General features: G+C 33.2%; 17 protein-coding genes. 11 read left to right on the top strand and 6 right to left on the bottom strand.

All coding sequences use genetic code 11. The features are described 5' to 3' along the window. The first annotated feature begins 12 nt into the window (after positions 1–12). The 8 genes from D6T69_RS11325 to ettA all read left to right on the top strand — a co-directional run bounded on the left by D6T69_RS11325 (position 13) and on the right by ettA (position 6,234). Complete coding sequence (locus D6T69_RS11325) at positions 13–444, top strand: (4Fe-4S)-binding protein (protein WP_125067839.1); 432 nt, start codon at positions 13–15, stop codon at positions 442–444. Positions 445–446: 2 nt separating this feature from the next. Then, positions 447–728: a GNAT family N-acetyltransferase gene (locus tag D6T69_RS11320; RefSeq protein ID WP_125067838.1), complete on the top strand. Its 282-nt coding sequence runs from the start codon at positions 447–449 to the stop codon at positions 726–728. 94 nt (positions 729–822) lie between these two features. Beyond that, entirely contained in the window at positions 823–1,071 is a 249-nt protein-coding gene (locus D6T69_RS11315) for a glutaredoxin family protein (protein WP_047789098.1), read from the top strand. Positions 1,072–1,120: 49 nt separating this feature from the next. Continuing rightward, entirely contained in the window at positions 1,121–1,561 is a 441-nt protein-coding gene (locus D6T69_RS11310; protein ID WP_125067837.1) for a MarR family winged helix-turn-helix transcriptional regulator, read from the top strand. A gap of 78 nt (positions 1,562–1,639) precedes the next feature. Beyond that, positions 1,640–1,942: a phosphoribosylpyrophosphate synthetase gene (locus D6T69_RS11305; protein ID WP_125067836.1), complete on the top strand. Its 303-nt coding sequence runs from the start codon at positions 1,640–1,642 to the stop codon at positions 1,940–1,942. 243 nt (positions 1,943–2,185) lie between these two features. Then, the gene (locus D6T69_RS11300) at positions 2,186–4,210 is read left to right on the top strand and encodes an oxidoreductase (RefSeq protein ID WP_125067835.1); all 2,025 of its coding nucleotides are present in this window, start codon (positions 2,186–2,188) and stop codon (positions 4,208–4,210) included. A 136-nt stretch (positions 4,211–4,346) separates the two neighbouring features. Beyond that, positions 4,347–4,523, top strand: a complete 177-nt coding sequence (locus D6T69_RS11295; protein WP_231128403.1) for a CAL67264 family membrane protein — start codon at positions 4,347–4,349, stop codon at positions 4,521–4,523. 19 nt (positions 4,524–4,542) lie between these two features. Beyond that, positions 4,543–6,234, top strand: coding sequence for an energy-dependent translational throttle protein EttA (ettA, locus tag D6T69_RS11290; protein ID WP_125067833.1), 1,692 nt, complete (start codon positions 4,543–4,545; stop codon positions 6,232–6,234). A gap of 302 nt (positions 6,235–6,536) precedes the next feature. On the opposite strand, the gene D6T69_RS11285 is transcribed toward ettA, so the two are convergent. From D6T69_RS11285 to argS, 5 genes are all read right to left on the bottom strand, one after another. Beyond that, a complete protein-coding gene (locus tag D6T69_RS11285) occupies positions 6,537–6,722 on the bottom strand; it encodes a hypothetical protein (protein ID WP_125067832.1) in 186 nt (61 codons plus the stop codon). Between the two features lie 196 nt (positions 6,723–6,918). Beyond that, a complete protein-coding gene (locus D6T69_RS11280; RefSeq protein ID WP_125067831.1) occupies positions 6,919–7,107 on the bottom strand; it encodes a hypothetical protein in 189 nt (62 codons plus the stop codon). A 94-nt stretch (positions 7,108–7,201) separates the two neighbouring features. Next, positions 7,202–7,654, bottom strand: a complete 453-nt coding sequence (locus D6T69_RS11275) for a hypothetical protein (RefSeq protein WP_125067830.1) — start codon at positions 7,652–7,654, stop codon at positions 7,202–7,204. Positions 7,655–7,719: 65 nt separating this feature from the next. Then, a complete protein-coding gene (gene lpdA / locus D6T69_RS11270; protein WP_125067829.1) occupies positions 7,720–9,108 on the bottom strand; it encodes a dihydrolipoyl dehydrogenase in 1,389 nt (462 codons plus the stop codon). 34 nt (positions 9,109–9,142) lie between these two features. Beyond that, positions 9,143–10,924, bottom strand: coding sequence for an arginine--tRNA ligase (argS, locus tag D6T69_RS11265; RefSeq protein ID WP_125067828.1), 1,782 nt, complete (start codon positions 10,922–10,924; stop codon positions 9,143–9,145). Between the two features lie 121 nt (positions 10,925–11,045). Here argS and D6T69_RS11260 point away from each other — a divergent pair, with 121 nt between their 5' ends. Both D6T69_RS11260 and D6T69_RS11255 read left to right on the top strand, forming a co-directional pair. Next, positions 11,046–11,561, top strand: a complete 516-nt coding sequence (locus tag D6T69_RS11260) for a YkgJ family cysteine cluster protein (protein ID WP_125067827.1) — start codon at positions 11,046–11,048, stop codon at positions 11,559–11,561. 44 nt (positions 11,562–11,605) lie between these two features. Continuing rightward, on the top strand, positions 11,606–12,445 hold the full coding sequence (locus tag D6T69_RS11255) for a sterol desaturase family protein (RefSeq protein ID WP_125067826.1): 840 nt from the start codon (positions 11,606–11,608) through the stop codon (positions 12,443–12,445). A 42-nt stretch (positions 12,446–12,487) separates the two neighbouring features. On the opposite strand, the gene D6T69_RS11250 is transcribed toward D6T69_RS11255, so the two are convergent. Next, on the bottom strand, positions 12,488–12,748 hold the full coding sequence (locus D6T69_RS11250; protein WP_125067825.1) for a hypothetical protein: 261 nt from the start codon (positions 12,746–12,748) through the stop codon (positions 12,488–12,490). Between the two features lie 227 nt (positions 12,749–12,975). On the opposite strand from D6T69_RS11250, the gene D6T69_RS11245 reads away from it, so the two are divergent. After that, positions 12,976–13,506, top strand: coding sequence for a hypothetical protein (locus D6T69_RS11245; RefSeq protein ID WP_125067824.1), 531 nt, complete (start codon positions 12,976–12,978; stop codon positions 13,504–13,506). Positions 13,507–13,529: the final 23 nt, after the last annotated feature.

Here is a 13,529-nt window from a genome sequence, read left to right as displayed (position 1 = left end):
AAACTTAATATTATGTCAGAAGCAAAGGAAATTGTAAAAAAATATAGTAATGAAGATATTACTGTAGTTTGGAAGCCAAACAAGTGTATCCATTCAAAAAAATGTTGGAAAGGTTTGATACAGGTTTTTAATCCACAAAATAGACCTTGGATTAACATGGATGGAGCTACTACAGAAAGAATTAAAAAGCAAGTAGAGGAATGCCCATCAGGAGCTTTATCATACATTTCAAAAAGAGAAGGGAGTCAAGCAGCAGCTCATACAGAAACTAAGGTAGAAGCATTAGAAGATGGTCCTTTATTAATTTACGGAACTCTGCATGTAACTAATCCGGATGGTACAACAGAAAAGAAAAATAAAACAACTGCTTTTTGCAGGTGTGGGGCTTCTCATAACAAGCCATATTGTGATGGTACACATGTAAAAGTTGAGTTTAAAGGGTAATTATGAAAGTACAGCAAGAAGACAATGATAAAAAAGGGGAGTTCTATATTGAAGTTGAAGGGAATAGAGCTGCTTTAATGACGTATACTTGGGCAGGTAAGGATAAATTAATTATAGATCATACTGAAGTTGGTGATGCTTTAAGAGGAAAAGGAGCAGGATATAGGTTGGTAGCAGCCTCAGTAGAGTTTGCTAGAAGTAAAAATATCAAAATACTTCCATTATGCCCATTTGCTAAATCAGTTTTTGATAAAAAGCCTGAATACTCAGACGTTTTAGCTTAAATAAAGTTCCTTTTCAGTATTTGTAAAGAGTTTATATTCCTTGGTATATAAATGTGTATTTTGTATTTTTGTACTCAAAATAAGGAGGTTAAAAATGAAGATAGTTTTATACGGCAGAAAAGGACATGCACATACAGTTGCATATAAAAACTTTCTAAAATCTGCAGAAGTACCATTTGAATACAAAGATGTTTCTGTTGATGATGAAGCAAAAGAACACACTAAAGAATTGTATGAAGGTCAAGTTAAATATCCAACACTATTTGTTGATGATGAAGTGTATTTGACACCATCATCAGATACTTTCAACAAATTAATGCAAGACTTAAAGTTAAAAGGGTAATCTTATTTTAATAAAAAAGGCTAATAGCTAACAGCTAATAACCAAAACAATGGGAGATATTTCAAAAGACATCAATTCAAAGTTTCCAAATAATAAAATTAAAGCGTTTATCAATATTAAATACACTGCTAATTGGATAAACAGTCAAGAAAATGAGTTTTTTAAGCAGTACAGTATTTCATCTCAACAATTTAATATTCTTCGTATTTTAAGAGGAGCAAAAGAAGCGATAAAAGTTCAAACAATAAAAGATAGAATGATTGAACGAGCTCCAAATGCTACTAGGTTAATGGATAAATTATGTGAGAAGAATTTAATAGATCGTGAAAGATGTAAGCATGATAGAAGAGTAGTTTATATAAGTATTACGCAACAAGGAAAAAAGTTATTAAGAGCAATAGACGATAAGTTGCATTTAGATTTTATTGAAAACTTAACAGAAGAAGAAGCTACGCAACTTAGTGATTTACTCGATAAAATTAGACAGTAGATTTTGTGTTTATAGACAAATAAATAGGAAATCTAGTTTAAATATTGTATCTTTTAAGAAAGTGAAACTACAGAAATTATGTATACATATGATACACTTTCAGAAGCATTAAAAGATTTACATAAAAGAGGATTTACTCTTGATTTTAACTTAAAAGAAAATGAAATAGAGAGTAAAAATACTAAGGAATTTTTCTCACCAGATTTCTTTGAAGTAGTAGAGGTACATCGTTTTGAAGGAATGAGCAGTACTGGAGATAACTCTGTCGTCTATGCAATTCAGACAAAAACTGGTGTTAAAGGAGTTTTAGTTGATGCTTATGGGGTTTATGCAGACTCACTTTCTTCAGAAATGATTCAAAAATTAAAAATAGTGCGATAAATACATAACACAAAGAGAATGACTTCGAGTTTTATTTGAAGGAATAGAATATATAAAAAGAGTTAATTCACTTATAAAATTAAAGTTAGAATTATTATAACATATTTAAATAGTTTAGTAACTAAATAATTTAAAAGATCTTATACATAAAGTATGAGATCTTTTTTTATATGAAAAACATATTGTAAAAATATGTATCTTGCAATTTGTTATGCGCGCATAATATTTTATAAAAATACAACAATGAAATACAAACATATTTTTGAGCCATTAGATTTAGGTTTTACTACTTTAAAAAACCGAGTGTTAATGGGGTCTATGCATACTGGTTTAGAAGAAGAAAAAAATGGAATAGAGCGAATCGCTGCTTATTATGCAGAACGTGCGCGTGGAGGAGTAGGTTTGATTGTTACAGGAGGAATTGCTCCTAATATTCAAGGATGGACAGCGCCTTTTTCTGCTCGTATGAGCACAAAAAAACATGCCCGTGAACACAAAGTAATTACAGAAGCTGTTCATAAAGAAGGAGGTAAAATATGTATGCAAATTTTACATTCAGGGCGCTATGGATATCATCCATTTAACGTAGCGCCTTCAAAAATCAAATCACCAATAACACCTTTCAAACCATTTGCCCTAAAGCAATCAGGAATAAGAAGAACGGTAAAAGACTTTGTAAACTGTGCTAAATTATCACAAGAAGCAGGATATGATGGAGTAGAAATTATGGGGTCTGAAGGATATTTAATCAATCAGTTTATAGTAACGAGAACTAATAAAAGAACCGATGATTATGGAGGGAAGTATGAAAATAGAATTCGTTTAGCAGTAGAATTAGTTCGTAAAATTAGAGAAGCTGTTGGAGAGAGCTTTATTATTATCTATCGTTTATCGATGCTAGATTTGGTAGAACAAGGAAGTTCTTGGGAAGAAGTAGTACAGTTAGGAAAAGAAATAGAAAAAGCTGGAGCTACTATTATCAATACAGGTATTGGTTGGCATGAAGCACGAATTCCTACTATTGCAACCTCAGTACCTAGAGCTGCTTTTACTTGGGTAACCCAAAAAATGAAAGAAGAATTATCTATTCCATTAGTTACTTCTAACCGAATAAATATGCCAGATACTGCTGAAAAAGTTTTGGCAGAAGGGCATGCAGATATGATTTCAATGGCACGTCCATTTTTAGCGGATCCAGAATGGGTAAACAAAGCGAAAGAAGAAAGAGTAGATGAAATAAACACTTGTATAGCTTGTAACCAAGCTTGTTTAGATCATGCATTTCAGAAGAAAGTGGCAAGTTGCTTGGTAAACCCAAGAGCATGTCACGAAACAGAGCTTAACTACAATCCAACTTCAAAAAAGAAGAAAATAGCTGTTGTAGGAGCCGGACCAGCTGGTTTAGCAGCTTCAACTGTAGCAGCACAAAGAGGGCACGATGTAACCTTATTTGATGCAGATAAAGAAACAGGAGGGCAATTCAATATTGCAAAACAGATTCCAGGAAAAGAAGAGTTTTATGAAACCATTCGTTACTTTAATAAGCAATTAGAATTGCACAAGGTAAATGTAAAGTTAAACACAAGAGTTACCGCAGAAGATTTATACAATGGTAATTTTGATGAGGTTATTTTAGCGACAGGAATTACGCCTAGAACTCCTAGAATTGAAGGAATCGAACATGAAAAAGTATTGAGTTACATAGATGTTGTAAAATTAAAGAAACCTGTAGGTAATCGTGTTGCGGTTATTGGAGCGGGAGGAATTGGTTTTGACGTTTCAGAATATTTAGCTCACGAAGGAGAAAGTACTTCTTTAAATGTAGATGCTTGGTTAGAAGAGTGGGGAATAGATAAAACTTTGGGAGCACGTGCTGGAATAGAAGGAGTTGCTCCAAAAATTCATCCTTCACCTAGAGAAATATTTATGTTCAAACGTAGTTCCGGAAAGTTTGGAGGAAAATTAGGTAAAACTACCGGGTGGATTCATCGTTCAGTATTAAAAAGAAAAAAAGTACAATTCATAAATGAAGTACAATACACAAAAATAGATGATGAAGGGTTGCATTATGTTCAAAATGAAGAACAAAAAGTGTTACCAGTTGATAATGTAATTATTTGTGCAGGTCAAGTTCCATTTAAAGAATTGTTAGAGCCGTTAGAAGCTAAAGGAATGAAAGTACATGTAATTGGAGGTGCTGATGTTGCGGCAGAATTAGATGCAAAGAGAGCCATAAACCAAGGAAGTAGGTTAGCTGCTGAACTCTAGTATGTATATAAATTTAAAATCACTAAAAAGTCTTGCATTGGCAAGACTTTTTTTATGCACAAAACTACAGTGAATAAGTCTAAATAATTACCGATATTTGTAGCTCACATTTTATTGAAAAAAGTAAATTATGGCAATGAACAAAAACACTGTCCTAGGTTGGGCAACGCTTATAATGGTATTAATGGGGATTTTACTTATTGGATTAGCAGTATTTAAATATGATGAAATAGCAGGGTATGGATTTGGAGCTGTTGGTTTAGGTTTTTTTGCAAATGCATGGGTGTTTAATGCCCTAAAAGGAAGAGTTTAATTAAAGAAAATATAGAGAAATGAGCGACGATAAAAAAGTCATTTTTTCAATGAATAAGGTCTCTAAGACCTATCAAAGTACAGGGAAACAAGTTCTTAAAGATATCTATTTAAGTTTCTTTTATGGAGCTAAAATTGGTATTTTAGGTTTAAACGGTTCAGGTAAATCTACCTTATTAAAAATTATAGCAGGAGTAGAAAAAAACTACCAAGGAGATGTTACGTTCTCTCCAGGTTATAAAGTAGGGTATTTAGAACAAGAACCTCAGTTAGACGAAGGTAAAACCGTTTTAGAAGTTGTTAAAGAAGGAGTAGCGGAAACAGTTGCTATTTTAGATGAGTACAACAAAATAAACGATATGTTTGGCTTAGAAGAAGTGTATTCTGATGCAGACAAGATGCAAAAATTGATGGATCGTCAAGCTGAGTTGCAAGATAAAATTGATGCTTCTAACGCATGGGAACTTGATACCAAGCTAGAAATAGCTATGGATGCGTTACGTACGCCAGAAGGAGATAAGAAAATAGGAGTATTATCAGGAGGAGAGCGTCGTCGTGTTGCCTTATGTCGTTTATTATTACAAGAACCAGAAATTTTATTATTAGATGAGCCTACCAACCACTTAGATGCAGAATCTGTACATTGGTTAGAGCACCATTTAGCACAATATAAAGGAACGGTAATCGCAGTAACGCATGACCGTTATTTCTTAGATAACGTTGCAGGTTGGATTTTAGAATTGGATAGAGGTGAAGGTATTCCATGGAAAGGAAACTATTCATCTTGGTTAGACCAAAAATCTAAACGTTTAGCTCAAGAAAGTAAAACGGCTTCTAAGCGTCAAAAAACTTTAGAACGAGAGTTAGAATGGGTACGTCAAGGAGCAAAAGGTCGTCAAACAAAGCAAAAAGCACGTTTGAAGAACTACGAAAAGTTAATGAGCCAAGACCAAAAGCAAACGGAAGAAAAATTAGAAATATACATTCCTAATGGTCCTCGTTTAGGAACGAACGTAATTGAAGCTACGGGAGTTTCTAAAGCTTATGGAGATAAATTATTATATGAAAATTTAGAATTCAACCTACCACAAGCCGGAATTGTAGGAATTATTGGTCCGAATGGTGCAGGTAAAACCACTATTTTTAGAATGATAATGGGGGAAGAAACTCCAGATGCTGGAAGTTTTAAAGTAGGAGAAACTGCTAAAATTGCTTATGTAGATCAGTCACATTCAAATATAGATCCTGAAAAGTCTATTTGGGAGAACTTCTCTGAAGGTCAAGATTTAGTGATGATGGGAGGTAAGCAAGTAAATTCAAGAGCTTATTTAAGTCGTTTTAACTTCTCGGGAAGTGAGCAAAACAAAAAGGTAGCAACCTTATCAGGAGGGGAGCGTAACCGTTTGCATTTAGCAATGACGTTAAAGGAAGAAGGTAACGTATTGTTATTAGATGAGCCAACAAACGATTTAGATGTAAATACCTTACGAGCTTTAGAAGAAGGTTTAGAAAATTTTGCAGGATGTGCTGTAGTAATTAGTCACGACCGTTGGTTCTTAGATCGTATTTGTACACACATTTTAGCTTTTGAAGGAGATAGTCAAGTGTATTTCTTTGAAGGTTCTTTCTCTGATTATGAAGAGAATAAAAAGAAACGTTTAGGAGGGGATTTAATGCCTAAGCGAATTAAATATAAAAAGTTAATCAGATAAATTTATTATATAATATTTTATAAAATAAAACTCGAAGTTAGCAGCTTCGAGTTTTTTCTTTTTCTATAACAATTGTCCCCTCAATGCAAAACTGTTTTGTAGATAGTTTTTCATAGTATAGCGAATTGTGTTAAAGTTTTCTTAACTACAATTATTATGCCGTAAAACTAATAAAATAACATTTTTATTGAGTTTATGTTGGTTTTTGTTGCTAATCAGTAAATTATCTGGTGTTTTTAATATTGTATAAAAAAACCTCACCATTTATTGGTGAGGTTTATAAGTATTTATACTTCAGGGATTTAGTAACATTCTTCAAAATAGCCATCAACACAGCAATACGGAACATCAGTAATACAGTTTATAAGAGGAGGGTAATTTTCATCACAGGCTACACCTTGACTAGGGCAGATACCAGATCCTCCATTAATAGATTTTTGCTCAGATACATCTAATACTGAACCCATGTTTGAAATGTTTTTAATCATAATCATAAATTTTAAAGTTTCTATAAATTTATGTAATTGCTTTTTACTAGGTTTTAAAAAAAGCGTAATATAAGTAAGGAAATTACGTAGTTTTTTAAAAACAAACCTCACCAAAATATTGGTGAGGCTTACGAACTTTTATATGTTCTTATGATATTGCTTTTTGAAACTTTATATAAATTAATAGTCGTTTCTATTAACTACATATTTCATAAAAACCATTAACGCAACAAAAGTCAACAGCTGGAAGGCAGTCTGAAGGAAATTGAGATCCACTAGAACAACGATCTCCTAAAGAACATTCTTTCATGTTATTTCCTCCTTTTACTGATTTTTGCTCTTCTTTCTTTAAAACAGTTCCTACTTTTAAAATATTTCTTAACATAAGTGTAAATTTTTATTGTAAAACAAATTTATATCATAGAGGTTAAGGAACTTGATTAAAAACCGTAATAAGAGTAAGGGAATTACATATTTTTTTAATTATGAAAAGCGGCATTATGAGCTAAACTTCCACCGCAACTGTTACATTTTCCAGTAGTATCTGCCCCTCCGGCACAACCATTAGTACAAGTATAATGATATTGTCCAGCGGCATTAGGTCCAGAAGCAGTTTGCGTTGCAGGAGTTGATATTGGTGAGTTAGAATTCTTATTTTGGGTATTATGAAATCCTTGGTTATGAGCAAGAGGAGTTTTACAAACAGGGCAAGCGGTACCTTGAACACTTGAAGTTCCTCCATCACATTTTTTAGGACATATATAATGTGCGCCTCCAACAATATTAACAGAACTAGTGTTATTATTAGGAAGTTGAGGAGTTGGACGTTCGTTAAAAGGAACTGTTAGTGGATTTACAGGTGTTTTCTTTTCTTCTGTTTTACAAGAATAAAAACAACATAATAAAACGAATATTGAGAATAATTTTTTCATATTCAAATATAAAAAAACCTCGTCAAAAAAGACGAGGTTACAATTTTGTATAAAGTTTGTGAATCTTACAAGTGAATTACTTCATCATAAGCATCAGCTACAGCTTCCATAACTGCTTCACTCATGGTTGGGTGAGGGTGGATAGCTTTTAATACTTCGTGACCAGTAGTTTCTAATTTACGACCTAAAACAGCTTCAGCAATCATATCAGTTACACCAGCACCAATCATGTGGCATCCTAACCATTCACCATACTTAGCATCGAAAATAACTTTTACAAAACCGTCAGGAGTACCAGCGGCTTTTGCTTTACCAGATGCAGAGAATGGGAATTTACCAATCTTTAATTCGTAACCTTTTTCCTTTGCTTGTTCTTCTGTTAAACCAACAGAAGCAATTTCAGGAGTAGCATAGGTACAACCAGGAATGTTTCCGTAGTCGATGGCTTCAGTATGTAAACCTGCGATTTTCTCAACACAAGTAATTCCTTCTGCTGAAGCAACGTGTGCTAATGCAGGACCAGGAGTTACATCACCAATCGCATAGTATCCTGGAATGTTAGTTTGATACCAGTCGTTTACTAAGATTTTATCTCTATCAGTAATGATCCCAACATCTTCTATACCGATGTTTTCAATATTTGTTTTAATTCCAACAGCAGATAATACGATATCAGCTTCTAAAACTTCTTCTCCTTTTTTAGTTTTTACAGTCGCTTTTACTCCGTCACCAGAAGTGTCAACAGATTCTACAGAAGAACTAGTCATTACTTTAATTCCCGCTTTTTTGAAAGAACGCTCCATTTGTTTAGAAACATCTTTATCTTCTACAGGAACAATTGTTGGCATAAATTCAACAACAGTTACATCAGTTCCCATTGAGTTATAGAAGTGAGCAAACTCAACTCCAATGGCACCAGAACCTACAACAATCATCGATTTAGGTTGCGTTGGTAAACTCATAGCTTCACGGTAACCAATTACTTTTTTACCATCTTGAGGTAAGCTTGGTAATTCACGAGAACGAGCTCCAGTTGCAATGATAATATGATCTGCCGAATACTCAGTTACTTTACCATCTTTATCAGTAACATCTACTTTTTTTCCAGGTTTAACCTTTCCAAAACCGTCGATGATATCAATTTTATTTTTCTTCATTAAGAACTGAACACCTTTGCTCATTCCTTCAGCAACACCACGACTACGTTTAATAACAGCTTCGAAATCTTTATCGATAGCTTCTGCTTTTAAACCATACTCATCAACATGTTTTAAATAATCATATACTTGAGCAGATTTTAATAAAGCTTTGGTAGGAATACATCCCCAGTTTAAGCAAATTCCACCTAAGTTTTCTTTCTCTACTACAGCGGTTTTAAATCCTAATTGAGAGGCTCTAATAGCAGTTACATAACCTCCAGGACCACTTCCAATTATTAGTACGTCGTATTTCATGTTGTTTACTTTTTACTTGTTGTTTGTTAATTTATTACATTCTTTCAGGAACTTGAATTCCTAATAATTTGAATGCAGATTTTATAGTGTCAGCTACTTTTTTAGATAACTGAACTCTAAATACTTTTTTATCTTGATTTTCTTCTCCTAAAATGGATACGTTTTGATAGAATGAGTTGAACTCTTTTACCAAATCATATGTGTAATTGGCAATCACAGCAGGAGAATAGTTACTCGCTGCTTGTTGAATTACTTCAGGATATTGTTCTAATTGTTTGATTAATTCTTTTTCTTTCTCGTGTAATTCCACTTCGACTCCACTCAGTGAACCACTGTAGTCAAAATCAGCTTTACGTAAGATCGATTGAATTCTTGCATAGGTATATTGTACAAAAGGACCTGTATTCCCCTGAAAGTCTACCGAAGCTTGTGGGTCAAACAAAATTCTCTTTTTAGGATCTACTTTTAAAATGAAATATTTTAAAGCACCTAAACCAATTATTTTATATAATGCCTCTTTCTCTTCATCAGAATACCCTTCTAACTTTCCTAATTCTTGTGAAATTTCACGAGCAGTGTTGGTCATTTCATTCATTAAATCATCGGCATCAACTACAGTACCCTCACGAGATTTCATTTTTCCTGAAGGTAAATCAACCATTCCATAACTTAAATGGAACAATTGTTTCGCCCAAGAGTATCCTAGTTTCTGTAAGATTAAGAATAACACTTTAAAGTGGTAATCTTGTTCATTACCTACGGTATATACCATTCCGTTTACATCAGGAAAGTCTTTAGAGCGTTGAATAGCAGTACCGATATCTTGTGTCATATACACGGCAGTTCCATCAGAACGTAATACTAGCTTTTCGTCTAGTCCTTCGTCAGTTAAATCACACCAAACAGAACCGTCTTCTTTTTTGAAGAAAACTCCATTTTGTAAACCTTCCTCAATAATATCTTTTCCTAATAAATAGGTGTTACTTTCATAGTATAATTTATCAAAGTTAACTCCGATGTTTTCATAAGTAACGTCGAAACCTTTGTACACCCATCCATTCATCATTTCCCAAAGAGCAACAACTTCCTTATCACCAGCTTCCCACTTACGTAACATTTCTTGTGCTTCAACAAATAAAGGAGCTTGTTTTTTAGCATCGTCTTCAGGAACACCAGAAGCGACTAGGTTGCTAATTTCTTTTTTATATTCTTGATCGAATTTTACGTAGTAATTTCCAACCAGTTTATCGCCTTTTAATCCAGTAGATTCAGGAGTTTCTCCTTCTCCAAATTTTTTCCAAGCTAACATTGACTTACAAATATGGATACCACGATCGTTGATAATTTGTGTTTTGTAAACTTTATGTCCCGCAGCTTTTAAAATTTCAGCAACTGAATATCCTAACAATACATTACGAACATGCCCTAAGTGTAAAGGCTTGTTAGTGTTAGGAGAAGAATACTCCACCATACGTGCATCTGTTTCGTCTTCTTTTACGAAACCATAAGTTGAATCTGTAGCTATTTGATTAAAAAAGTTTACGTAGAAAGAATCATCAATAACTAAGTTTAAAAAACCTTTTACGACATTGTAGCTAGTAATTTTGTTGATGTTTTCAACTAGATACTTTCCTAAATCTTCACCAATTTGAACAGGATTTCCTTTTTTGTACCGTAGTAATGGGAAGACAACAACAGTAATGTCACCTTCGAAATCTTTACGGGTTGCTTGAAATTCTACACTAGGAATTTCTACATCATACAAGGCTAAAAATCCTTCTTTTACTTTCGTTTCTATTAACGATTGAATATTCATTGGTTCTTTTTAATTGTCGCACAAAATTAGTGTTTTTAATTTTTTCTTCCCACGATTTGCCTTATGATTTTTTAAGGCAGAATAATGTATGACTTCAAAGGTGCTTTCGTACCTTTGTACCATGGATAAAGACCTTGAAAACTTACCAAAATTAGCCAAAGACGCTTTACAAGAAAATAAGAAGTATTTTCAACGATTAAAAAAGCGTACCCCTAAACGTTTAGATTTATTGATGCAAGAGTTGCATGACGAAGAATTTGAACGTACCGACTGTTTAGAATGTGCAAATTGTTGTAAAACGACTTCACCAATCTTTACTGAAAAAGATATAGAGCGCATTGCAAAACACTTAAAAATGAAGGTGATTGATTTTACCAATCAATATTTACAGCGAGATGAAGATAATTTCATGGTCTTACAATCTGCTCCGTGTACTTTTCTAGATGAATCAGATAATACGTGTTTTATTTATGATGTACGTCCTAAAGCTTGCTCAGAATATCCACATACTAATCGTAAAAAGTTTATCCAATTAGCAGATTTAACTATTAAAAACACGGAGGTTTGTCCTGCAACTTACAGGATAGTAGAGGAGTTGAAAAGACGTTTGCCACAATCGGGGAGTTCAAAAAAATAAGTTGTTATGGATATTTTTTCTATTTTTAGGAAAAATATATCATAGTGGAAATCCTTATACATTATTTTGAAACGATTCCTTCTAGTCATAGAAGTATTATTTTAGTTGGCGGAATTACTTTCTTTTGGTTATTGGAAGGTGCTGTACCATTATTTAGTTTTAAATACAATAAATGGAAACACGCATGGCCTAATTTGTTTTTTACTGCTACCACGGTAATTATCAATTTTGTATTGGCATTTTTATTGTTAAAGACAGCCGATTGGGTACAAGCAAATGACTTTGGATTAATCAACTGGTTACCTGAAATGCCATTGTGGTTGTACGTATTGTTAGGTGTATTATTTTTAGACTTCTTCGGAGCTTATTTAGCACATTTGGTAGAACATAAAGTAAAACCTTTGTGGATGGTACATTTAGTACATCATTCAGATCATAAGGTAGATACCACAACAGCGAATAGGCATCATCCGATAGAAAGTGTCATTCGTTTTATATTTACGTTAATAGGAGTGTTTTTAGTAGGAACTCCAATAGCTATAGTAATGTTGTACCAATCAATGTCATTGGTGTTTACGCAGTTAACACATGCTAACATAAAAATGCCTAAAAAGTTAGATAAGGTATTGAGTTATGTGATTGTATCACCCGATATGCACAAAGTACATCATCATAACGTATTGCCATATACAGATTCTAACTACGGAAACATCTTTTCTATTTGGGATCGCTTATTAGGAACGTATATGGAGTTAGATAGAGAAAAAATTGTGTACGGAGTAGATACATTTCCTGACGAGAAAAAGAATTCTGATTTGTTAGAGTTGTTAAAACAGCCGTTTCAAGGCTATCGAAAACCCACGAATTTAAAGGAAATTAAATAAAAAAAGCAAGCTGTTAAGCTTGCTTTTCTAATTCTTACCTTATTATAAAGGATAACAAATGTAACCTCGATAGCTTAAATCGGTGTAAGAATAAAAAAAGGTAGGTGTATTACCATTACTAGTTTGATTATGACACCTCCATCTCCAATTTGGAGTTACTGGATCAGAAGGAAACCTGTCAGGATCCGTTGTCGTGTCCACTCCGTCTAAATACCCACCAAAAGAGCCTCCTCCTGAAATTTCTTTTTGAGTTAAACTGTTTAGTTTTTGAACACCACTTAACTTTAAAATGCTTTTTTTCATAATAATATAAATTTGATAGTTAATAATGATTCAAACCTAAAAAGTTTATGAAGAGGATACGAATTAACTTTGTAAAGGGTAGAAATTAATTTATAAAGAAGCGTTTTTAAAGTTTTTGTAGATTAAAAAGGGTTTTTCCTATGTTGTAAATAGTTGTTTAACTGGTGGTTGTGTTTTTGTGTTCATGTAAATTTGATTTCATAATTAACCCCGAAAACTATTATTTTATGAAACAACTACAAAACTTTGTACTTGTAGGAGTCGCTTTTATGATGCTACAAGCATGTCAAAAAGAAGACACTGCAAACGAACTGTTAAACAACAAAAACTTAGAGGTAAAACAAGCTCGAGCCTATTACGCACCATGGGTATATGTTATGGATTGGCGTTTTAGTAGAGGGACTTGTACTACAGGTCCTGGAGTGTGTTTTAAAAACGACTATGGAGACATACTTGTATATGGAAATGCAAGTTCAGGCTCATCAGATGAAGTAAAAGAAATTTTCTCGAAACTTATGGAAGGAAATAACGATGAAGATAATGGTGTGATAGCATTCAGAAATGAAGGTGAATCATTACGATTGATATTTTCTAGAAGTTTAGAAGAAGAAGATTTCATTATTTCAGAAGAAATATCTCTAAGAGATGATATAGTAAAGGAATTAGGTGAAACTAATATTACTTTGCAAGCAGGTAAATACGTTGTAGATTATTCTCGTTTTAAAAACGGAGAGGTTTTAATACCTCTAAAAAATTAAAAAACTAACTAATCAAACGAATA

This window comes from Tenacibaculum singaporense (assembly GCF_003867015.1).
In the GTDB taxonomy this organism is placed as follows: Bacteria; Bacteroidota; Bacteroidia; order Flavobacteriales; family Flavobacteriaceae; genus Polaribacter; species Polaribacter singaporensis.
The sequence above is the reverse complement of the archived record's forward strand: the minus strand, read 5'-3'. Positions and strand labels throughout refer to the sequence as shown.